Genomic DNA, 20,725 nt, shown 5'->3' with positions numbered 1-20,725 from the left:
GGAAATGCCCACGAGAAGCGCCCGGACTAGAAGCGCCGAGACTGTCGCTACCTCGCCGGAGGCGGTGGCATCGCGCCTCGCCGCCTCGCGCTATCTGGCCGATGAAAGCCTGGCCACCGCCATTTTCCTGGCGATCCGGCTGGGCAAGCCGCTGCTGCTCGAAGGCGCGCCGGGCGTCGGCAAGACCGAGGCGGCCAAGGCGATAGCCGAACTGCTCGGGCGCGATCTGGTGCGGCTGCAATGCTACGAAGGCATCGACGCCGCACACGCGCTCTACGAATGGAACTATCAGCGCCAGTTGCTCGCCATTCGTCATGCCGGCGAGCATGAGGTCGACATCTATGACGACCGTTTTTTGATCGCACGGCCGCTGCTGCAGGTGCTGAAGGCGCCGGAAAAGCGCGTGCTGCTGGTCGACGAGATCGACCGTTCCGACCATGAGTTCGAAGCGCTGCTCCTGGAATTCCTTTCCGATTTCCAGATCAGCATTCCCGAGCGTGGCACCATCCGCGCGACGGCGCAGCCGATCGTCATCCTGACCTCGAACCGCACCCGCGAACTGGCGGAGGCGTTGCGGCGGCGCTGCGTCTATCACTGGATCACCTATCCCGACGCCGAGCGCGAGGCCGCCATCATCATGCTGCGCGCCGGTGACGTCGCTAACGCCACGGCGCGCGCCGTGGCTACCGCCGTGCGCGACATCCGCGCCCGCCCGCTGGCCAAGCCGCCGGGCATCGCCGAAGCGGTCGAATGGGCGAACGCCGCGACGATCCTCGAAAAGGGCGGCAGCCCGTGGCCGGAAGCGTTCCGCCGCGCCATCGGCGTGCTGATCAAGGACGAGGAGGACCTGTCCTACATCGCCCCCGAGCTTGGCCGGATCGTCGAGGAGGCATTGGCGTGACACGCGACTTCAACGACCCCTTCTTCCCGTTTACGGGGAGAAGGTGCCCCGAAGGGGCGGATGAGGGGCAGCGCCAACCGCGAATGTCGGCGCCGCCCCTCACCTGCCTGCCGGCATCCTCTCCCCGTGAACGGGGAGAGGAGAGCTTGCCCCGCGCCGCAGCCCCCTTGCTCAGCTTCGGCCGGCTGCTGCGCCGCTACGGCTTTCCAGTCGCGCCCGAGCAGGTGTCCGGCTTCATGCAGGCGGTGACGCTGCTCGGGCCCCGCTCGATGGCCGACATCCACGAGGCCGCCCTTGCCACCCTGGCGCCGCCGCCCGACCGCCGCGACGAATTCGAGGCGCATTTCCAAAGCCATTTCTACGGCAGCACCACGGCCGTCATCGAAGGCGAGGCCGACGAGGAAACCCGCATCAAGGATGACGGCGGCGCCAGCGACGAGGAGAGCGAGGTGGCGCGCCAGGAGGAAGGCGGCGCGCTATCGTCCGGCGCCGAACAGTTGAGCGCCCGCGACTTCCAGCGCGACGGCGACGGGCTTGCCGCTTTCTGCCGCAAGCTCGCTACCGCCTTGCCCGCCCGCCGCTCCTTCCGCACCGTGCGCACGCACGCGCGCGGCAAACTCGATCTGCGCCGCTCGCTGCGCGAAATCGTCAGTGCCGACGGCGATATACCGTCGCCGATGCTGCGCCGCCGGCAGATCGTGCCGCGCAAGCTTTTGTTGCTGATCGACGTGTCCGGCTCGATGAAGCTCTACACATCGGACTATCTCAAACTGGCGCAGGCAGCGGTGCAAGGCGCGGACCGGGCTGAAATTTTCACTTTCGGCACGCGGCTGACCCGCATCACCCCTGCGCTGCGCATTCGCGACCGCGACCAGGCGCTGACCCGCGTGGCAGCATTGGTCGACGACTGGGACGGCGGCACCCGCATGGGACCGACGCTGCTCGCTTTCCTGTCGGTGCCGCGCTTTTCCGCATTCGCGCGCGGGGCGGCGGTCGTCATCCTGTCCGATGCGCTGGAGCGCGGCGACCATGCCGAGCTTGAAATGGCAATGCGCCGGCTGAGCGCCAGGGCCTTCCGGCTGTCGCTGGCGACGCCGCTGGCCGGCGATCCGCGTTTCCAGCCGGCGACGGCAGCACTTTGCGCCATCCTGCCGGTGCTGGATGATCTGGTCGACGGCTCATCGATCGCCGGTCTCAGCGATTTTATCCTGTCGCTCGCCCGCCCCGCTGCGGCGGCCGCAGCAATCTGGAAAAGGGTTTCATGATGCAAAAGGCGATAGACGCGCATTTCCACATCTGGCGACAGCAGGACCAGCCCTGGCTGCGCGGGCCGATGGTGCCGCGCATCTTCGGCCCTTACGAGCCGATCCGCCGCGACTACCCGATCGAGGAATTCCTCGCCGACCAGCAAGGCTCTGGCGTCGAGAAGGCGGTCTATGTCCAGACCAATTGGGCCAAGGAGGATTTCGAGAAAGAAGTCGCCTTCCTGCAGAAGACGGCTAACGAAACCGGCTGGCCGCATGCGGTCGTCGGCTATGCCGAAATGACGGTGGATGATATCAGGCCCCAGATCGACCGGCTCAAAAAATACCCCCTGCTGCGCGGCGTGCGCATGCAATTGCACTGGCACGAAACGCCGGCCTTCCGCTTTGCCACGTACGCCGATCAGGTCGTCGACCCGAAGGTGCGGGCCAATGTGGCGCGGCTGAAGGACTATGGTCTGTCCTTCGACCTGCAGCTTTTCCCGACCCAGATGAAGGACGGGCTGACGCTTGTCGGCGAAAATCCTGAAACCAATTTCATCCTCACCCATGCCGGCATGCTGACCGACATGTCGGAGGAAACTACGCAAGCCTGGAAGGCCGGCTTGCGCACGCTTTCAGCAGCGCCAAACCTCTACGCCAAGCTGTCCGGCCTCGGCACCTTCGTCCACCGCAACGACCCGGCGCTGATCGCCTACATCGTCGACAACGCAATCGAGATCCTCGGCAGCGACCGTCTGATGTTCGGCTCCAACTTCCCGATCGAGAAGCTGTGGACCAGCCACGCCGAACTGATCAAGGCGCACCGGCAGGCAGTAGCCAAGCATGGTGTGGCCGCCGAGGCGGACATCTTTTGGAACACGGCGGAGAAGGTATATCGGCCGGTGTAGCAAGCAGCGCCCTCTCCTTCTCCCCTTGTTGTGGGAGAAGGTGGCCTCGCGAAACGAGGTCGGATGAGGGGTGCTGGAAGGATCGCTACCTCGAAGCGTAAGCACCTAAATTCCTCAATTTTTTCTCGCCGCGTTTCTTCCAACACCCCTCATCCGTCTCGGCGCTACGCGCCGATCCACCTTCTCCCACAAGGGGAGAAGGTCACAGCAGGTCCTGGCCGGCGCGTCTCATCCGGCGTCGATCTTCTCCATAAACTGACCGAGCTGGTCCGGGTCCATATGCACGACATGCTTGTCTTCCGGATAAGCCAGGCTGTTCACGTCGGCGACATATTCGGAAAAGGCGGCGATGCGTTCGGCCTGCAGGCGGTCATATTCGGCGGCGAAATTGCGATAGACCTTGGAATGGCGCGGCATGTGCCCACGGTTCTGGCCAAGAATGTCGTCGGCGAACAGATATTGCGCGTCGCAGCCGGTGCCGGCCCCCATCGACAGCATGATCAGCGAGGTTCGCTCCGAAATCGCCTTGGCCACCTCGACCGGCACCACTTCGATCTCGGCGCCGATCGCGCCGGCCGCTTCGTACTGCTTGACTGCCTCGAAAATCTGCATGGCGCTGTCGGCGGTTTTCCCGACAGCCTTGAAGCCGCCGGTCCAGGTGGCGCGCGACGGGATCAGGCCGACATGGCCGATCACCGGGATATTGTCATCGGCCAGCCGTTTGACAGTGGCAAAGCCGGCGCTGCAATAAACCGCGTCGGCGCTCGCCTTGTAGAGCCGGAACGCCCAGCGCACGAAATCGTCGGCTGTGCCGATCTCGTAGAAATTGTCGCCCGGCATGGTGAACAGGCTGGGTGCGGCATCGCGGTATTGTGGATTGAGAACCAGTTCCGGCGGCACCGAAACGATGTCGACCCCGGCTCTTTCGGCTGCCTCGGCCTCGTCCATCGTCAGCACCCGCAGCATGGTCAATTGCCGCTTGCCCTTCATGGCGCGCAGGTCTGCCACGGTCGGTCTTTTCCGGCTCATCGATTCTGGTCCCCTATGTTGCATTACGGAAGGCTGGTCAGGCTTCAATTTTGCATGATTTTTTCCGAACCGAAGGTCAGCGGAGCAGAAACCGGTTCCCACTTTTCGGGGTCATGCTTTAGATCTGGACCATCACCTTGCCAGCTTCGACCTTCACCGGATAGGTCTGCAGATTGACGCAGACCGGAGCCCCCTTGGCCTGGCCGGTCTTGTAATTGAAGCGGCCATTGTGCTTGGGGCATTCGATGATGTCGTCCATGACAAGCCCATCGGCCAGATGCGCCTTTTCATGTGTGCAAAAGCCGTCTGTGGCGAAGAATTCATCGTCAGGCGAACGGTAGATTGCGAAGCTGCGGCCGCCATGATCGAAGCGGATGACATCCTCTTCGTCGACATCGTCCACGGCGCACGCCTCGACCCAATCGGCCATCTCTATTTTCTCCCCGAAATTTCGCCTTGCTGTGCTGCGCAGTGCTATTCAGCTGCTGCCGACATGTTCACTTCGTGGAACTCGCCACGATAAGGCCGCGCCGTCGGCGGCAGCTCGCGCTTGAGGAAATAATCCTCATATTTGAGCTGCCGGAGCAGGACCGGCCAGACCTCGCGATAGGCATGCCATATAGACGGGTTAGGCTCCGGCAAATCGTGCTTGATCAATTCGTGCAGTTTTGGCAGCGCATGATAGGGCACCATCGGGAACATGTGATGCTCGACGTGGTAGTTCATGTTCCAGTAGATGAAGCGGCTGATCGGATTCATGTATACGGTGCGCGTGTTGAGCCGGTGGTCGACCACATTGTCGGCCAGGCCGATGTGCTGCAGCAGGCCGGTCAGCACCATGTGCCAGGTGCCGTAGAGGCGCGGCACCCCGATGAGCACCAGCGGCACCCACGACCGCATAGTGAGGGCGAGCGCAATCGTCGCGATGTAGATGGCGACATGCCAGCGCGCGGCGATGACGGCCTTGTGCTGTTCCATCTCGGGAACGTAGCTTTTCTCGTGGGGCGTGAGCTTGCCGAATGCCTGGCACACCAGCGCCGGAAGCGAATAGCGAAAATCAAGGATACCGGTGAAAGCGAGTGCCGCGCGCAAAAGGTCCGGGGGGCGCATCACGGCGATCTCGGCATCGCGTCCGACGATGATGGTGTCGGTGTGGTGGCGGGCATGGCTCCAGCGCCAGGTCACCGGATTGCGCATCAGCATGAAGCTGGCGATCTGGTAGACCACATCATTCATCCAGCGCGTGCGGAAGGCGGTGCCATGGCCGCATTCGTGCCAGCGCGAGTCGCTGGAGGAGCCGTAGAGCACGCCATAGACGAAGAAGAAAGGCACGCACCACCAGGTGCCCCAGAAATAAATGCCGCCGGCAGCGGAACCCAGGATGGCGGCGATCCAGATCATCGTGTCGCGGATCGCAGGGCCATCCGAGCGTTGCATCAACTCCTTGATCGCCTTGCGCGGGACGTCGGTGTGATACCATTCGGCCGAGGCCAGTCCCATCTCGATCGCCCTGCGTGTGCTTTCGCCGACCAGGCTGTAGTCGCGCTTCATTGTGCCAGCCATTGTGACCTCCAGAAACTGATGGGCCGCGAGCCCTCCCCGCTCCGACCGCATCCAGCCTCCCAACTGGTGCTTCGCATCGTCATCGCCATCATGACCTGCCCTCGAGAACCGGAAAATTGCCTGACGGCCGCGGATAATCCTGCTGCGGCTGCCTGGCGATCGCCGCGATCCGACTTTCGGCAGCAGCAATATCGCCGGCGCCATCAAGAACCCGGAATAGCGCATTGTAGGAGCGGCTTTCGCCATGCTCCAGCCAGATCATCTCGCCGCGTTCGCGCGCCGCCAGATTGCCGAGCACGTGATGAGTCGACGGCTCGATGCCGAGCGCATAATGCCCAGCCTGGAAATTCTGCCATTGGTAGGCGCAAGGCAACTGGTTCTTGCGCGTGACGACTTCCAGACCGAGGCCAAGATGGTCGTTGACCACCGCCACCGGCACGTCGCCGTTGGCGTCGGCGCCGAGTTCGTGCTGCCAGACCTGTTCCGTGAAGCCCAGTTGCGGTGCCGGCGCCGTGCGGTAGCCGACCTTCTGCGCCTCATAGCGCTCGCCGGCATGGCCCGCCCAGACGACGTCGCGGATCGGCGCCAGATAGCGCGAGCCTTCGTCGAGCACCGGATGGCTGACATTGATGTGATAAAAGTACATATGCGGCGTGCGGCTGAAGCCGTGATTGACGACACGGTCTGACAGCCGGATCTCGTTGCCGCCGACATCGGCCTCGATCCGCCGCAACAGATGCAGATCCTCGCCGAACACCGTCGACTGCTGGACGATGCCTTCGGCCCACAGCACGCAGCGGTCGCCGTCCCAGGTTTCGCCATAGCCGGTCAGGCGCGCCGGGATGGTGCTGACGCGGCCATGCAGCGAATGACGCACCGTCTTCTTCGGCGGATAATTGTAGCTGTCGGCCGGCACCTCGTTCATGAACAGGATATGGTCGAGGCCGCAGGTCAGCAGCAGGCCGGAAAACGACCGCGCCCAGGCCAGCCCCTCCTCGCCTTCGTATTCGTGCAGGCCGGGATGACGAAAGCCGCTCGGCGAATGCCAGCCGATCGCCTGGCCCTTGAAATCGCAGTCGGCGATATCGAGCGCCCGGTCGACCAGCGCGGTGAAGCGCAGGCCGGAGCCGGTGCGGAATTCGAGCATGCGGATGCCGCGCTCAACGCCGTCGCCAAGCGTCATCAGCCGCACGCCGGCGAATTGCGACAGCATGCCGGAGCGCTCCGAAACCTGCCGGCGCGACAGCGTCTTGCCGTAAAGCTCTACCATGTGACGGCCATCACTTCGTTCCCGACTTCATTTTGCCCGAGCCTCTCGCAGCAGGGCCGACATGTCGGCGCCGGTGATAATGCTTTCCACAGTCAAGAGGTCGGTGTCGGCGACCGTCTGCTCGGCGACGATCTCGCCGCGGCGCATGACGATGATGCGATCGGCGACCTGGAAGACGTGGTGGATGTTGTGGGTGATTAACAGCACCGAATGGCCGGCATCACGCACCTCCTTGACGAAGCGCAGCACGCCATGTGTTTCCTCGACGCCGAGATTGTTGGTTGGCTCGTCGAGGATGATGACCTTGGCGGCGAACTGCATGGCGCGCGAAATGGCGATCGACTGGCGCTCGCCACCCGAAAGCGTGCTGACCAGCGCATCGGCGTCGAGTTTTTTCGAAATGCCGACGCGCTTCAAAAGCGCCGAAGCGGCATCGCGCAATTTGGCGAGGTCGAGCGGCGCGAACACGCCCAGCCATTTCAGATTGACCGGCTCGCGACCGAGAAACAGATTGCGCGCGATGCTCAGGTCCGGCGCCAGCGAGGTATCCTGGTGAATGGTCTCGATGCCGAGATCCATCGCGTCGCGGGTCGAGCGGATCGAGACTTTTTGGCCGCGCACATAGATGTCGCCGCGGTCGACCGGAAAGACGCCGGAGATCGCCTTGATCAGCGTCGATTTTCCGGCGCCGTTGTCGCCGAGCAAGGCCACCACTTCGCCCTCGTTGAGCGTGAAGGAGGCGCTCTTCAGCGCGCGGACGCTGCCGAAGGACTTTTGCAGATTGTGCAGCCGGAGCACTTCCATGGTCAGCTCCTGGCGGCGTTCTTCTGCAGCAAAGCGTGCAGGATGAGCATGGCGAGGATGATGACGCCGACGAAGATGTTGTAGGCGAGGCCGGGCACGCCGATCAGCACGATGCCGTTGCGGATGCTGCGCAGCATCAGCGCGCCGACGATGGTGCCCAGGATGGTGCCGCGCCCGCCGGTCAGCGCCGTGCCGCCGACCACCACCATGGCGATCACTTCGAGCTCGTATCCGGTGCCGGCCACCGGCGAGGCGGCCGAGATGCGGAAGGCGCTGATCATGCCGGCCAGACCCGCCAGCACCGAGGTCAGGATGAACAGCCAGATCTTGACCGCATCGGCCGGCACGCCGCGCGCCACAGCAGCGTTGCGGTTCGAACCGATGGCGCTGATCCAGTTGCCGAGCTTGGCGTAGTGCAGCACGTAGATCGCCAGCAGCGACAGGCCGATGAACCACCACAGCGAGGTATAGAAACGGAACGTTCCGATATTGAAGCTGCCGGCCAGCAGTGTCACGAAAAAGCCTGGCTGGTCCCAGGATTTCAGCGGAAAGCCTTGCGTGATGTATAGCGCCGCCCCCCGCACGACGAGCAGCATCGACAGCGTCACCAGGAAGGAGGAGATACCGATCTTGGTGACGATCAGCCCGTTGACCGCACCGATCGCTATGCAGAGCAGCAGGCCGGCAAGCAGCGCGATGCCGATGTCAAACCCGCCGTTCTGCACCAGCAGCATGACCACGACCGGCGCCAGCCCGAACACGGCCCCGACCGAAAGGTCGAATTCGCCCGCCGTCAAAAGCAGCGTCATGCCGAGTGCGATGATGCCGAGCTCGGGCAGGAAGGCCATCATGTTGGAGATGTTGAGCGGCGACAGGAAGTTGGCGTCGGCGATGGCGAACACCGCCAGCAGCACCATGAGGATGACGAGCGAGGAGAATTGCGGCGAGCGGATCAGGCTCGACCTGCGTTTCACAACAGGCATTTCCTCTTCTGCGGCAATTGTCATGACGGATCGGACCATACTTCAAGGCGGCGCCCGCCGCCTGCCCGGCGGGCGTCAGTTTCCATCACTTGTTGTAGAGTTTCAGGATCGGTTCGACGCTCGAGGCGTCGTAGAGGCTGAACGTGTGGATGTCGTAGCCGATCGGCTCACCCGAGGCGGCGAGCCCGAGCAATGCAACCGGCATGAAGCCTTGCGCCGACGGGAACTGCCAGGCCGCCGCGTTGACGAAGCCGGCCTTGACGGCTTCGGCGGTTTCCCTGGAATTGCCCCAGCCGACGACCGGGATCTTGCCGGCCGGCACGCCGGCGCCGTCGAACACCCGCTTGATGCTGGCCGCCACGGAATCGCCGAGCGCGATGATCGCCGGCGGATTGTTGGCGACCATGTAGTCGGTCATCTTGGCGATGATGCCGGCCGGATCGGTGCCGCAATCGACCACATCATATTTGATGCCGAGCGGATCGAAGACGCTGGCGATGCCTTCGGTCTCGAGCTGCTGATAGCTGGCGCCCGGCACCTCGACCGGCAGGAACACCTTGTCGCCCTGCTTCACCATCTTGTGGTCGACCAGATATTTCGCCCAGATGACGCCGGCTTCCCTGAGGTCGGCGCCGATATAGGCCTGCCGGCCGGTCGCCGGATCGTCGGTGTTGAAGAACACGATCGGGATGCCAGCCGCCTTGGCTGCCTTGACCTCCTCGGTCCATAGGCCGGGCTGCGCCGAGGTGGTGGCGATGCCGTCCGGCTTGGCGGCAAGTGCCGAGTTGAAGGCCTCTTTCTGCGCCGCCATGTCGCCGCCGGTGAACGAGATCTTGCAGGTCACCTTGAGCTGGTCGCAGGCCTTGGTCGCGCCGGCATTCCAGTCGATCCAGAAGGCGTCCGACGGCCCGCCATGCGACAGCAGGTAGAAAATCTTCTGAGCATCCTGCGCCAGCGCCGGTGCAGCCAGTGCAACACCGGCGAACACGGTCGCCGCAGCCGCGATTTTCGATATGAATCTCAACATTTCTCTTCCTCCCTTTTTCGTGGCCGAACTGTGCCGTCACAGTCCGTTGGCGCGGAATTTCTCGTCGAGGAATTTCTTGGCGCGCGGCACGTCGTCCTCCGAGAGATGCTCGATGATGACCGGGATGTTCGGGTGCTTTTCGGACAGCCGCTTTAGATAGAGATCGTAGTTCAGCGAACCGAGGCCGGGCGCCGGCAGCTCGATTTCGCCGACGCCGCGGAAGGTGTGGCTTTCCAGCGCGTCCTCGTCGCCGATATCGGCGTGCTTCTCCGACTTGTCGCCGCCCGAGCGCTTGACGTCCTTGGCGTGGGCTATTTTGATCTTGTCGGTCAGCGTGTCGAATACCTGGTTCAGGATCTGGTCCATCCTGTCGATGTTATGGGTCTCGAAATAATTGGTCGGATCCATCAACAGGCCGAGGCCGGGATGGTCGACCTGCGCGAACATCTTCACCGTCTCCTCGACCGAGCCGACGACATTGTTGACATAGGTTTCGAGCAGGAAGACCGCGCCGTGGTCGTAGGCGGTCTGGGCAAGGTCCGCGATGACCTTGCGGCATTTCTCAAAACCTTCCTCGGTCTTGTTCTTGGGATGATGCACCCAGTCGGACTCGGTGTTGTAGGTGCCGGTTTCCGAGATCACGTAAGGCGAGCCGAATTCGCGCGCATTGCGGATGATCTCCTTGAGATAGCCGACACGCTTCTCGCGCTCGGCCATGTCCGGATGGACGATGTTGGTGTAGCCCGACACGCAGCACACCGGCAGGTTGTGGTCGCGGAATGTGTCGCGAACCGTCCTGGCCTTTTCCTTGGTGATCTGCCCGGCGGACAGGTTGATATCCCTGAAATGCAGGTCGAGCTGCACCGTGTTGAAATCGAGCGCGCGGATCTTCTGCGCGGTTTCCTTGAGGCCGTACGGGAAATAGCCCGTGAAGATACCTGCCTGCATCATGATGTGAAGTCCTCCCTGTAAGCGATTCAGTTGATTGAGTTTGTCGATATTTCGGAGAGCTTGACCGTGCGACCCTCATCGATCGAGCGATAGCCGGCTTCGATCAGCGCCATGGTCTTGACGTTGTCGGCGACGGAAAGTGCCGGCGGCTCGCCCGTCTTGACCGCATGCTGGAGTTGCTCCATCACGCCAATGAAAGCATGCGGGAACCACATCGTGCTCCAGCTGGGAGTGATCCATTCGCCGCCGGTGGTCTCGATTGAAGCATAGGTCAGCGTCGAGGCAGAACCCGTCGGCCAGCCGATCGTGCCCTTGGCAACGCCCTTGGTGCCGTCGACGCGCCAGTTGATGTGCTGGTCGTCCTTGTAGCCGTCCTGGCGCGGGCCGGACCAGACATCCTCCAGCGACACGGCGAGCACTCCGGACGGAAATCGCAGCGTCGAAACGGTGATGCCGTCGGAATGCTCGAAACGTGTGCGCGGATCCTTACGCGTCAGCGTCGTAATCTCATCGGGATCGCCGAACAGGAAGCGCAGCACGTCGAGATGGTGGACGCTCATATTGGCGAGCGTCAGCCGGTCATAGTCTTCGAGGAAGGTCTGCCAGTGCGGGATGGCGTGCATGTCGATCTGGGCGAAGACGACGTCGCCGAGCGCGCCGCTGTCGATGATCTGCTTCAGCACCCGCATCGACTGGTCGTAGCGCATGTTTTGGTTGACCGAGAGGATCTTGCCGGCCTTGGCTGCCTCGTCGCGCAGCTTGACCGCTTCATCGAGCGACAGCGCCAGCGGCTTCTGCGCCAGGATCGCCTTGATATGCTGCTGCTTCAGCGCATGGCGGATCAGTGCCGGCTGCTGGTCCGGCGGAAACGCAAGGTCGATGAACTCGACGTTTTTGTCCTCGATAAGCTGTTCCGGCGTGTCGCGGACGGTCGGGATCTGCCAGCGCCTGGCGACCTTCTCGGCGCTGGCCTTGGTCCTAGAGGCGATCGCCACCACGGGAAAACCAGCTTCCTTATAGGCGGCAAGGTGACATTCGGCCATGATCATGCCGGCGCCAACGCAGCCGATCCTGTATTCCCTGGTGCGGACTTTAATGTCCGGCTCGAAGCCGTTTCTTGGCCCGCCTGCGCTCGCCATGCCTTCCTCCCGAAGTTCGTTTTTTAAAACCGCTGTCATCGTGCCAGCGCTCCCCCGCTTTGCCCGAAATAATGCACCCTGCCCGGCTCGCAGGATATCGCCACCATCGCGTCCGGCCCTCATGATGGATATTGACGGCACCTGGCGAAGGCTGTCAACATCATAAATAATCAAAACGCGTCATTACATCGCAAATGAGGCAGGGATGCAGTTCAGCGAGGTCAGCCCACGGGACCTAGTGCTTGAATTTGAGGGAACCGAGCCCCGCGCCGATCCTTTTCGGCTCGGCTCGACAATTTGGTGTAGCGCGCCGGCTTGCGCATCGGCTAAGGCCGGATACATCATTTCCCATCAGAATCGCGGATGACAATGAAATGGTCGTCCGCCATTCGATCCGTTAATCCGCGATTTTGATGCGCCTGTAGCGCACCAGCAATGAGGTGATCGACTGTGCGGTCCACCCTGATAGACATAGCCCGGGAAGCCGGCGTTTCAGCAGCGACGGTCGATCGTGTGCTCAACAACCGCGCCGGGGTCAGGGCGCGCACCCGCGAAGTCGTGCTGGAAACGGCGCGGCGGCTTGGCTACATCGCTGAAAATTCGAACAGCCCGACCACGCGCAACGCGCTCTCCGGTGATGTGATACGGCTCGACTTCGCCCTGCCTGCCGGCACCAATTCCTTCATCAAGATGCTGCACCGGCACATCGAGGCGCAGGCGCAGTCAAGACCGGACCTCGATGTGCGCGTCGCCACGATCGAAGGCTTCAATCCCGACCGGCTTGCCCGCCTGTTGCAGGAATTGCGCGGCCAGACGCAAGGCGTCGGCGTCATCGCGCTCGATCACCCGACGGTCCGCGAGGCGATCCGCTCGCTGTCGGCCAGCGGCGTCAAGGTCGTCACCATCGCGTCCGACATCCTGCATGTGCCGAGGGTCGCCTATATCGGCATCGACAACCGCGCCGCCGGCCGGCTCGCCGGCTATCTGCTCAACCGCTTCATGGGCACAGAGCGTCCGGGCAAGGTCGCGCTGTTCGCCGGCTCGCTCTCCTATCGCGGCCATGAGGAACGTGAGATGGGCTTCCGCCACATCCTGACGGAAGACTCGCCCAATCTGCAGATCGTCGAGATGCGTGAGATGCTTGACGACCGGGAAAAGGCCTATTCGGAGGCCTCCGCCCTGCTGGACCGGCACCCGGACCTGGCCGCGATCTACAATGTCGGCGCCGGCAACACCGGCATCGCCCGCGCGCTCAAGGAGCGAGGGCGGGCGCTGTCGACCGTGTTTCTCGGCCACGAAGTGACGGAAGGCACCAAGGACCTTTTGCTCGACGGCACGCTCGACGCGGTCATCGACCAGAACCCGCGCGTCGAGGCCCGCGAAGCGCTCAACACCTTGAGCCACGCGATCAGGGGCTTGCCTTACGAGTTGCACCAGCCGAGGCTGCAGGTGATTTTTAGGGAGAGCATCCCGGAGATCTGAACGGCGGCTCAGGGATATCAGAGGCCGCGCCAGCTTTCGACTTAGTCCATATCCTGACTGGCCGCGATCAGCACCGTGCTCTCCGGCGACCAGCGCAGCACCACTTTTTGCCCCTCCGCCAATTTTTCAACGCCTGTGTTCTGCACGATGACTTTGATGGTTTGCCCGTCGCGATCGACGAAATAGGTACTGTTGTTGCCGGCGAAGATGCGCTTGGAAATCTGGCCCCGGAGCATATTTGCGTTCGGATCAGACGTCCCTGAATCGGTCCCAATGCGGATGCGTTCGGGCCGCACCGCGCAGCTGGCCTTGGCGCCGGCGGCAAGCGTCGCGCCGGCGCCGGCGGCGATCGCCGTGCCGTCGGCCAAGCGGATGCCGGTGCCGGTGGTCTCGCCGCGCAAGATGTTGGCGTCGCCGAGGAAGGTGGCGGCGAACTCGCTCTTCGGCTTGTCGTAGATCTCCTCCGGCGGGCCTTCCTGCACCAGCCGACCGTCGCGCAGGATGCCGATGCGGTCGCTCATCGTCAGCGCTTCTTCCTGGTCGTGGGTGACGAAGATGGTGGTGATGCCGATCTCGCGCTGGATGCGTTTCAGCTCGATCTGCATGTCGACGCGCAGCGCCTTGTCGAGCGCGCCGAGCGGCTCGTCGAGCAAAAGCACACGCGGCTTGGTGACGATGGCGCGCGCTAGCGCGACGCGCTGGCGCTGGCCGCCGGACAGCTGGTGCGGGCGGCGGGCGCCGAGCTTGCCGAGCTGAACCAGGTCGAGCGCACGCTGCACCTCGCTTGCAATAGTTGCCTTGGCCTCGCCACGCACCGACAGGCCGAAGGCGACATTGTCGGCGACGCTCATATTGGGAAACAGCGCATAGTTCTGGAACACCATGCCGATACGCCGCTTCTCGACCGGCACCCGCTCGACGCTCTCGCCGCCGATCGCAATGCGACCGGAGTCGGGGAAATCGAAGCCGGCGATCTGGCGCAAGAGCGTGGTCTTGCCGCTGCCCGACGGCCCGAGCAGCGCATAAAAGCCACCGTCGGCGAAATCGATCGAGACGTCGTCCAGTGCCTTGTGCGCGCCAAAACTGCGCGACAAATTCGCTACCTGCACGCCGGCCATTATTTTTCTCCGCCGAATTTGAAGGACCGTGCCGTGAGCAGCATCAGCGCCATCGAGACGACGATGATGATCGTCGAGACGGCATTGATCTCCGGCGTAAAACCCTTGCGGATCGCGGCATAGATCTCAACCGGCAGCGTCGTCTGGCCCGGCGTCGACAGAAAGTAGGAGACCACGAACTGGTCGAACGACACGGCAAAGGCGAACAGCCCGCCGGCGATGACGCCCGGCATGATCCAGGGCAGCGTCACGCGCGAAGTCACCTGCCACTGGTTGGCGCCCAGCGATCGCGCCGCCTCCTCCAGCTCCGGCGCAAAGGTCTGCAGCCGGGCCGAGACGACGACGATGACATAGGGCAGCGCCAGCGCGACATGGCCGAGCAGGATTGCAAACAGGCCACGCCCGATGCCGACGCCGAAAAAGAAGATCAGCATCGCCGTGCCGGTGATCAGCCACGGAATGGCGATCGGTGGAAACAGCAGCGCCTGCAAAGCTTTCTTGCCGCGAAACTCATGGCGGTAGAGCGCCAGCGAAGCCGCCGAGCCGAGCACCGTGGAGATTACGGTGGTGATGATGGCGATCTCGATGCTGTTCCAGGTGGCCGAGATCAGCTGGTCGTTCAGCCACAACGAGGCGTACCACTCAGTCGTCCATTCGAACGGCAACTGGTAGAAGGGCGAGACGTTGAACGACATCAGCGCCATGATGATGATCGGGAGGTAGAGGAAGGCGAGCAGCAGCCAGATGTAGAGGCGCCCACACCATTCCAGGATACGCGTCGTCGCCATCACGCAACCCTCTTCAGCACCGGCGACGCCAATGCCAGGATGACCAGCACGACGGCCAGCAGGATAAAGGACAAGGCAGCGCCAAGCGGCCAGTTGAACACGGCGACGAACTGGTCCTCGATGACCGTGCCGTAAAAAGTGCCGGTGCGGCCGCCGAGGATACGCGGTTCCATGAACGAGCCGACCACGGGAACGAAGATCAGCGCCGCTCCCGCGACCAGCCCCGGCATCGACAGCGGAATGATCACCCTTTTCAGCATCTGCAGCCGCGAGGCGCCGAGTGAGCGCCCAGCCTCGATCAGCGAATCGTCGATCGCCTGCAGCGTCAGGTAACAGGTCAGCACCATGTAGGGCACATAGGAGTGCACCAGGCCGATGATGACGGCCGGATAGGAATACATCAGGTCGATGTTGATCTTGAACGGCAGCACAGCGTTGAGCGCGGTGTCGAGAATGCCGCCTTCGCGCAGCACCATCGCCCAGGAGAAGATGCGCACCAGGCCGTTCGACCAGAACGGCAGGATGACGAGCAGGAAGATCGCCTCGCGGCTGCGCCCCCTAAACACCTTGGCCAGCACATAGGCCGCGGGATAGCCGATGACGACGCACCACAGCGTCACCTCGAGCCCGAGCCTGAGCGAGGCCAGCAGCAGCGTCCAGTAGAGGCCTTGCGAGAAGAAGGTGGCGTAGTTGTCCAGCGTGAACGACCACGCCCTCCCCGACAGCGGCAGCTCGGTCATGAAGGAGAAAAAAACCATGGCCGACAGCGGCAGGAAGATCGCCACCGTCAGCCAGAGATAGGCGGGCAGGAGCAGGGGCAAAGCCGATCGCAATCCGCTCCTCGAACCGGTCACGACCTGTCCTGCCATATGCTCCTCCCCGAAAGTCGGCCGTTACTTCACCCAGGCCACTACTTCACATTGACCTTCAGCTCCTGCCACAGCGCCAGATAGGCCTCGCGCTGCGCGTCGGTGATCGGCGCCTGGAACTGGATGCGCTTGGCGACGTCAGGGTCGCCCATCACCTTGCGGTTGAAGGCATCTTCGGGAAGGGCGGCGACCGCCTTGGTGTTTGCCGACACCGGCGCGCCGACCTTGGTGACCCATTCGACATAGAATTTCGGGTCGATCATGTAGTTGATGAATGCCTCGGCGCCGGCGACGTTCTTGGCGCCGGCCGGAATGGAGAAGGCGTCGAGCCAGGCGACGGCGCCTTCCCTTGGGATGACCAGCGACACCGGCAGCTTGAAATGCGTCTTGGCGCGGTCGGCCGAGCCGCTCCAATAAGTGCCGATGTCGATCTGGTTGGAGGCAACCATCTGGTTCCAGTCGTTTTCCGAGCTCCAGAACGTCTTGATCTGCGGCATCAGCGAGGTCAGCTTCGACTTGACCGCCTCCATATCCTTGATTTCGTTGATGTTCTGGCCGGTGGCGATGGCGCCGAACTGGACCCCCTCGACCGCATCGTCGCGAATGGTGACGCGGCCCTTATGCGCTTCGTTCCACATCTCGGCGATGCTGGTCGGCGGCGTCTCAAAGGATTTTTCGTTGATGGCGAGCGCGGTCAAGCCCCACACCCATGGCACGCCATAGACCTTGCCATCGCGGGCGAGCATCGGCGAGCCTGCCTTGTCCGGGCTGATGTCGGCATAGTTGGGAATTTTCGAGACATCGATCGGCTGGATCAGCTTTTCCGCCATCGCTTGGTCGTTGAAGGCGGCGTTGATCATGACGACATCGTAGAGGGCGGGATTGGTCCTCAGCTTGGTCAGCATTTCCTGTTCGGAATTGAAGAAGTCGTTGACGACCTTGTTGCCGGTCGCCTTCTCGAAGGCGGCGATGGCCCAGGGCTCGTCGGCGCCGTAGCCCTTCCAGTTGAGCACATGCACCTCGTCGGCCCTGGCGGCCAGCGTAAGTGCCGAAGCGAAGACGGCGGTTGCCGTCAGAAAAGCAGTCAGTTTGGGCATGCGCATGTTCGTTCCTCTCATTGTTTGCCCGGTTGGCGGGCTTGTTGCGTCATTTAGGCTGTCATAAATGGGCCTTTTTGCTTCCGGCCATGCACGGGTCGATCGTCATGGCTGAGGAATGTCTGGATCTCCTGCTCGGTCGGCGCCGACGACCCGCCATGGCGGGTGACCGAGAGCGCTGCCGCCGCATTGGCGTAGCCCGCCGCTTCGAGGGGCGGCACGCCGCGCGACAGCGCGCTGACGAAGGCGCCAATATGGGTGTCGCCGGCGCCGTTGGTATCGACGGCGGTGACGTTGAAACCGGGCACGGCCTGCGCGGTGCCGTCAGCCAGCCGCACGAAGCAGCCTTTTGCCCCGGCGCGGATGACGACCCCCTCGGCGCTCGGGCAGTGGCTGGCCAGCAGCCGGGCAGCAATGGCCTCGACATCGCCCCCGCCGGCGATCTCGGCCGCTTCGACGGTGTTGCAGCTCAGCCAGCTCGTGCGCACCAGCACCCGGTCGAGAATGGCGCGCGGAATCTCCGAGATGACAGGCGTCGGATCGAAGACCAGGGGAATCTCCGCCGGCAGCGCCTCGATCCAGTCGGCCAGCGCGTCGCGGCTGCCGACATAGCTCAGCGTGTAGCCGGAGGCGAACACCCAATCGCCCGGCGCAACCCGGACGGGCGCCATCATGCCGAGGCTGAGCACACTCTCGGCGCCAGGCCATGACACGAAGGTGCGCTCGGCGTCGCCGCTGATCATGGCGACGCAATTGCCGCTGTCCATCAGCGGCGATGGCGGGGTCAGCGTTGCGATGCCTTCGGCGGCAAAAGCGGCGCGCAGGAAGTCGCCATTCGGCCCACTGCCGAGCTGGCCGCCGAAGACGACCTTCATGCCGGTGCGGCTGGCCGCGACCATCATGTTGAAGCCGCCGCCGGCGACCTGGGCATGGCTCGACGCGGTCTTTTCGGCGCCGGGCGCCGGCAAGGCGTCGATGTGGTAGACATAGTCGACCACCGCGCTGCCGATATGGACGAGACGCCCGCTCATGTCAGGCTGAGCTCCGCTCATGCCGCCGCATCCTTGGCTGAACCGCGTTTCGCCATCCGCGCCGCGACCAGGTCGGCGGCGAGCGCGCGCACCTGCTCCATGTCGAGGCCCTTGAGCCGGGCGACGTGTTCCCTTGGCAATCGGGAAAAGCCGGTGCAGGCGCCTGCCATGCCGGCGGCAATAGCGCCGATCGTGTCGGTGTCGCCGCCGAGATTGGCACTGATGACGGCCGCCTGCCAGGGATCGCCGCCGGCGATTTCCAGCACCGCGAAGGCCGCCGGAACCGATTCCTGGCTGGCGACGCCGGTGCCGACCAGGTCGACGATCAGCCGGATGCCGTCAGTGACAGCCTTGCCGCGGACGAGGCCCCTCGCCCAGTCGATCCGCGCGGCGATATCGCCGCCGGTGACCCAGTGTCCGAGTGCCGCCCCTTGCCTTGCCGCCACAACCGCACGGTCCGAGGCGGCTCGCCAGTCGCCGCCGGCAACACCGCAGCTGACGGCGGCAGCGACGGCTGCGGCCGATGCAATGGCGATCGAGGTGTTGTGCGTGGCGCGGCAGGTTTCCGCCACCTTGGCGACCAGCACGTTGAGCGGCTCCAGCGGCATCATGATGCCGACCGGCGCGATGCGCATCGCCGCGCCATTGGTGTCGCCGCTGCGACCCGCCTCCTCGGCCGGCACGCCGTCATTGATGGCGTCGATGGCGCGCTTGGTCGAAGGTCCGAGCAGATCGTAGCTGCCGCGCGCCTTGACCTCGCGCTCCCAGTCGAGCAGCGCCTTGACCCAGCGCGTGTGGTCGAAGCCGTCGCCTGAAGCAACCAGGATGCGGCCGAGCAGCAGCGCCTGTTCGGTGTCGTCGGTGACAGTGCCGGCGGCCAGGCCCTTCGACACCGGATGGTCGGCGGCGGGCGCGACGAACTCCTCGACAGGACCGTAGAGCTCGGCGATGCGGGCCGGCGACAAAAGCTGCGTCGGCATGCCGAGCGCATCGCCCAGCGCGGCGCCGACAAGCGCACCCATCGCCCGGTCGATCGCCTCGCCCGTGTCCATGCTGCCAGTCTCGATGCTGCCAGCGTCCATGCTTCAGAACTCCAGGTGCAGGGCGAAATGCGCCGGATTGAGCAGGCTGGTGACAAATTCGATGGCGCGGCCATCGGCAGCCCGCGTCAGGCGCCGTGTGCGCAGGAACGGCGTGCCGGGCGCGCAGTCGAGAATGGCCGCGTCCTCGGCGCTCAGCATCTCGATATCGACCCACTCCTCGCCGTGATCGGGGACAAGCCCGGCCCCGCGCAGCGTCTGGTGCAGCGAGCCCTCGCGTAGGCCGCGCAGCGGCACGTCCTCCAGTTCGGGCGACAGCGGCAGGCGGCTGCGCTCGATCGAGATGGCGTGGCCGTCATCGGCGTTGCTGCGCACCCGGTCGACGGCGATGAAGAACGGGCTTTCGACGCCAAGCCTGGCGGCGAGCTCGGCATCCTGCATGACTTCGAGCCTGAGCGTGCGCGTGTCGGCATTGGCGCCGGCATTGGCCAGCGCCCGCGACCAGCCGACGGCGTCGTCGACCGGCATGCCGTCGAAGGTGACGAACGAGCCGATGCCGACCTTGGTGGTGATCAGCCCGCGGCTCGACAGTTCCTCAAGCCCCTTGCGGATGGTGTTGCGGCTGACGGAGAAGCGCTGGACAAGCTCGTTCTCGCTCTGCAGGCGGTCGCCGAAGCCGAGCACGCCGGAGCGGATCTCGTGCTCGAGGACGGTGGCGATCCGTTCGGGCTTGCCGGTTCCGGGAGACGACGGGGTCGTGCGACGCGCCATGGAATACCTGTTCAGTAAACCTGTATAGTCCTGTTCAATACCGCGATAGCGCAGGTCATGTCAACGGCTCGCGGCCGGCACGCTTTAGAGCTCCCGGGCCGGCCAAAGAGATTGCCCTGCTGATCACGACGGTTCGTCGCAGGCTGGATTTTTGTGGGAACCTTCACCACCCCCGACCGGTTTTTTCTGTAGTCGCGATGCGGCGACAACCGAAAAATGGAGACAAATGGAGGCAAATCATGCTTACCAAATTACTCGCAGCGTCCGTGCTCGCCGCCGGCCTGGCCACCTCTGCGATGGCCCAGAATGCCAGCGACCCGGGCGTTGACCCAAACGCTAACATGGGTACCGGCAGCGACAGAAGCGTCGTCATCGACCCGGCCCCGACCGATCCGAACCTGGCTGACCCGGGTACTGTGGATACCGGGATTACCGGTAGCATTGCGGGCCCTGACGGCTTGAATTCCAATGCCGACCGGAACTGCCCACCAAGCCCGCAGGGCGCGATGCCTGATGCAACGCACAAGGCCCCCGGCACGGCTTCACCGACGGTCAACGACAATCACTGCGGCAAGTAGCCGAGATCGATTTCGGGACTAGCGCTTTCGGCCGCGGCACGAACAGAGCTTCGTGCCGCGGCCGAGCGCTATGTGCCGAAGCGCTAAAACCACTACTTCGGTCGAGTAGGGGCGATGGTCACCCATCGCCCC

The 20,725-nt window shown here is 63.7% G+C and carries 21 protein-coding genes; 5 read left to right on the top strand and 16 right to left on the bottom strand.

The features are described 5' to 3' along the window. Window positions 1-4 precede the first annotated feature (4 nt). The 3 genes from NMG80_RS31075 to NMG80_RS31065 are packed head-to-tail and all read left to right on the top strand — an operon-like array spanning window position 5 to window position 3,053. The gene (locus NMG80_RS31075; RefSeq protein WP_254021662.1) at window positions 5-901 is read left to right on the top strand and encodes an AAA family ATPase; all 897 of its coding nucleotides are present in this window, start codon (window positions 5-7) and stop codon (window positions 899-901) included. Further along, window positions 898-2,166 carry a vWA domain-containing protein gene (locus NMG80_RS31070; RefSeq protein WP_436798730.1) on the top strand — a complete coding sequence of 423 codons (1,269 nt, stop codon included), beginning with the start codon at window positions 898-900 and terminating at the stop codon, window positions 2,164-2,166. The genes NMG80_RS31075 and NMG80_RS31070 overlap by 4 nt, the downstream gene beginning before the upstream one ends. Then, window positions 2,166-3,053 (top strand): amidohydrolase family protein, encoded by an 888-nt coding sequence (locus tag NMG80_RS31065; RefSeq protein ID WP_254021964.1) that lies wholly within the window; start codon window positions 2,166-2,168, stop codon window positions 3,051-3,053. Before NMG80_RS31070 ends, NMG80_RS31065 begins: the two co-directional genes overlap by 1 nt. A 228-nt stretch (window positions 3,054-3,281) precedes the next feature. On the opposite strand, the gene NMG80_RS31060 is transcribed toward NMG80_RS31065, so the two are convergent. The 9 genes from NMG80_RS31060 to NMG80_RS31020 form a co-directional block, all read right to left on the bottom strand. Continuing rightward, window positions 3,282-4,082 (bottom strand): 3-methyl-2-oxobutanoate hydroxymethyltransferase, encoded by an 801-nt coding sequence (locus NMG80_RS31060; RefSeq protein ID WP_254021660.1) that lies wholly within the window; start codon window positions 4,080-4,082, stop codon window positions 3,282-3,284. Window positions 4,083-4,200: 118 nt separating this feature from the next. Beyond that, window positions 4,201-4,512 carry a MocE family 2Fe-2S type ferredoxin gene (locus NMG80_RS31055; protein WP_254021659.1) on the bottom strand — a complete coding sequence of 104 codons (312 nt, stop codon included), beginning with the start codon at window positions 4,510-4,512 and terminating at the stop codon, window positions 4,201-4,203. Window positions 4,513-4,556: 44 nt separating this feature from the next. Continuing rightward, on the bottom strand, window positions 4,557-5,645 hold the full coding sequence (locus tag NMG80_RS31050; RefSeq protein ID WP_254021658.1) for a fatty acid desaturase family protein: 1,089 nt from the start codon (window positions 5,643-5,645) through the stop codon (window positions 4,557-4,559). A gap of 88 nt (window positions 5,646-5,733) precedes the next feature. Further along, a complete protein-coding gene (locus NMG80_RS31045) occupies window positions 5,734-6,915 on the bottom strand; it encodes an aldose 1-epimerase family protein (protein ID WP_254021657.1) in 1,182 nt (393 codons plus the stop codon). A gap of 27 nt (window positions 6,916-6,942) precedes the next feature. Beyond that, a complete protein-coding gene (locus NMG80_RS31040; RefSeq protein ID WP_254021963.1) occupies window positions 6,943-7,725 on the bottom strand; it encodes an ATP-binding cassette domain-containing protein in 783 nt (260 codons plus the stop codon). Next, window positions 7,722-8,741, bottom strand: coding sequence for an ABC transporter permease (locus NMG80_RS31035; protein WP_436798729.1), 1,020 nt, complete (start codon window positions 8,739-8,741; stop codon window positions 7,722-7,724). The genes NMG80_RS31040 and NMG80_RS31035 overlap by 4 nt, the downstream gene beginning before the upstream one ends. 46 nt (window positions 8,742-8,787) lie before the next feature. Further along, a complete protein-coding gene (locus tag NMG80_RS31030; RefSeq protein WP_254021655.1) occupies window positions 8,788-9,729 on the bottom strand; it encodes a sugar ABC transporter substrate-binding protein in 942 nt (313 codons plus the stop codon). 36 nt (window positions 9,730-9,765) lie between these two features. Beyond that, the gene (locus NMG80_RS31025; RefSeq protein WP_254021654.1) at window positions 9,766-10,680 is read right to left on the bottom strand and encodes a sugar phosphate isomerase/epimerase family protein; all 915 of its coding nucleotides are present in this window, start codon (window positions 10,678-10,680) and stop codon (window positions 9,766-9,768) included. A 26-nt stretch (window positions 10,681-10,706) separates the two neighbouring features. Continuing rightward, a complete protein-coding gene (locus NMG80_RS31020; protein ID WP_254021653.1) occupies window positions 10,707-11,819 on the bottom strand; it encodes a Gfo/Idh/MocA family protein in 1,113 nt (370 codons plus the stop codon). Window positions 11,820-12,269: 450 nt separating this feature from the next. Between NMG80_RS31020 and NMG80_RS31015 the strand changes: the two genes are divergently transcribed. After that, window positions 12,270-13,301 (top strand): LacI family DNA-binding transcriptional regulator, encoded by a 1,032-nt coding sequence (locus NMG80_RS31015; protein WP_254021652.1) that lies wholly within the window; start codon window positions 12,270-12,272, stop codon window positions 13,299-13,301. A 41-nt stretch (window positions 13,302-13,342) separates the two neighbouring features. Here the strand turns inward: NMG80_RS31015 and NMG80_RS31010 are convergent, their stop codons facing one another. Genes NMG80_RS31010 through NMG80_RS30980 form a run of 7 tightly spaced genes read right to left on the bottom strand, consistent with a single transcriptional unit; the run spans window position 13,343 to window position 20,015 of the window. Further along, complete coding sequence (locus tag NMG80_RS31010) at window positions 13,343-14,419, bottom strand: ABC transporter ATP-binding protein (protein WP_254021651.1); 1,077 nt, start codon at window positions 14,417-14,419, stop codon at window positions 13,343-13,345. Next, a complete protein-coding gene (locus tag NMG80_RS31005; RefSeq protein ID WP_254021650.1) occupies window positions 14,419-15,207 on the bottom strand; it encodes an ABC transporter permease in 789 nt (262 codons plus the stop codon). Before NMG80_RS31005 ends, NMG80_RS31010 begins: the two co-directional genes overlap by 1 nt. Then, window positions 15,207-16,076, bottom strand: coding sequence for an ABC transporter permease (locus NMG80_RS31000; protein ID WP_254021649.1), 870 nt, complete (start codon window positions 16,074-16,076; stop codon window positions 15,207-15,209). The genes NMG80_RS31005 and NMG80_RS31000 overlap by 1 nt, the downstream gene beginning before the upstream one ends. A gap of 41 nt (window positions 16,077-16,117) precedes the next feature. Next, a complete protein-coding gene (locus tag NMG80_RS30995; RefSeq protein ID WP_254021648.1) occupies window positions 16,118-17,179 on the bottom strand; it encodes an ABC transporter substrate-binding protein in 1,062 nt (353 codons plus the stop codon). Between the two features lie 47 nt (window positions 17,180-17,226). Further along, the gene (locus NMG80_RS30990; RefSeq protein ID WP_254021962.1) at window positions 17,227-18,204 is read right to left on the bottom strand and encodes a PfkB family carbohydrate kinase; all 978 of its coding nucleotides are present in this window, start codon (window positions 18,202-18,204) and stop codon (window positions 17,227-17,229) included. Window positions 18,205-18,221: 17 nt separating this feature from the next. After that, entirely contained in the window at window positions 18,222-19,286 is a 1,065-nt protein-coding gene (locus NMG80_RS30985; protein ID WP_254021647.1) for an ADP-ribosylglycohydrolase family protein, read from the bottom strand. A gap of 3 nt (window positions 19,287-19,289) precedes the next feature. Continuing rightward, window positions 19,290-20,015, bottom strand: coding sequence for a GntR family transcriptional regulator (locus tag NMG80_RS30980; RefSeq protein WP_254021646.1), 726 nt, complete (start codon window positions 20,013-20,015; stop codon window positions 19,290-19,292). A gap of 239 nt (window positions 20,016-20,254) precedes the next feature. Between NMG80_RS30980 and NMG80_RS30975 the strand changes: the two genes are divergently transcribed. Continuing rightward, a complete protein-coding gene (locus NMG80_RS30975) occupies window positions 20,255-20,593 on the top strand; it encodes a hypothetical protein (RefSeq protein ID WP_254021645.1) in 339 nt (112 codons plus the stop codon). The last annotated feature ends 132 nt before the right edge of the window (window positions 20,594-20,725 follow it).

It is taken from the genome of Mesorhizobium escarrei, assembly GCF_935825525.1.
Lineage (GTDB): Bacteria > Pseudomonadota > Alphaproteobacteria > Rhizobiales > Rhizobiaceae > Mesorhizobium > Mesorhizobium escarrei.
This window is presented reverse-complemented; position numbering and strand designations above follow the sequence as displayed.

Coding starts and splice junctions, on each gene's coding strand:
- NMG80_RS31005 (WP_254021650.1), bottom strand. CDS start 15,207: ATGGCGACGACGCGTATCCTGGAATGGTGTGGGCGCCTCTACATCTGG.
- NMG80_RS31010 (WP_254021651.1), bottom strand. CDS start 14,419: ATGGCCGGCGTGCAGGTAGCGAATTTGTCGCGCAGTTTTGGCGCGCAC.
- NMG80_RS31065 (WP_254021964.1), top strand. CDS start 2,166: ATGCAAAAGGCGATAGACGCGCATTTCCACATCTGGCGACAGCAGGAC.
- NMG80_RS31025 (WP_254021654.1), bottom strand. CDS start 10,680: ATGATGCAGGCAGGTATCTTCACGGGCTATTTCCCGTACGGCCTCAAG.
- NMG80_RS30995 (WP_254021648.1), bottom strand. CDS start 17,179: ATGCGCATGCCCAAACTGACTGCTTTTCTGACGGCAACCGCCGTCTTC.
- NMG80_RS30985 (WP_254021647.1), bottom strand. CDS start 19,286: ATGGACGCTGGCAGCATCGAGACTGGCAGCATGGACACGGGCGAGGCG.
- NMG80_RS30975 (WP_254021645.1), top strand. CDS start 20,255: ATGCTTACCAAATTACTCGCAGCGTCCGTGCTCGCCGCCGGCCTGGCC.
- NMG80_RS31050 (WP_254021658.1), bottom strand. CDS start 5,645: ATGGCTGGCACAATGAAGCGCGACTACAGCCTGGTCGGCGAAAGCACA.
- NMG80_RS31020 (WP_254021653.1), bottom strand. CDS start 11,819: ATGGCGAGCGCAGGCGGGCCAAGAAACGGCTTCGAGCCGGACATTAAA.
- NMG80_RS31075 (WP_254021662.1), top strand. CDS start 5: ATGCCCACGAGAAGCGCCCGGACTAGAAGCGCCGAGACTGTCGCTACC.
- NMG80_RS31000 (WP_254021649.1), bottom strand. CDS start 16,076: ATGGCAGGACAGGTCGTGACCGGTTCGAGGAGCGGATTGCGATCGGCT.
- NMG80_RS31060 (WP_254021660.1), bottom strand. CDS start 4,082: ATGAGCCGGAAAAGACCGACCGTGGCAGACCTGCGCGCCATGAAGGGC.
- NMG80_RS31030 (WP_254021655.1), bottom strand. CDS start 9,729: ATGTTGAGATTCATATCGAAAATCGCGGCTGCGGCGACCGTGTTCGCC.
- NMG80_RS31045 (WP_254021657.1), bottom strand. CDS start 6,915: ATGGTAGAGCTTTACGGCAAGACGCTGTCGCGCCGGCAGGTTTCGGAG.
- NMG80_RS30990 (WP_254021962.1), bottom strand. CDS start 18,204: ATGAGCGGGCGTCTCGTCCATATCGGCAGCGCGGTGGTCGACTATGTC.
- NMG80_RS30980 (WP_254021646.1), bottom strand. CDS start 20,015: ATGGCGCGTCGCACGACCCCGTCGTCTCCCGGAACCGGCAAGCCCGAA.
- NMG80_RS31035 (WP_436798729.1), bottom strand. CDS start 8,741: ATGGTCCGATCCGTCATGACAATTGCCGCAGAAGAGGAAATGCCTGTT.
- NMG80_RS31055 (WP_254021659.1), bottom strand. CDS start 4,512: ATGGCCGATTGGGTCGAGGCGTGCGCCGTGGACGATGTCGACGAAGAG.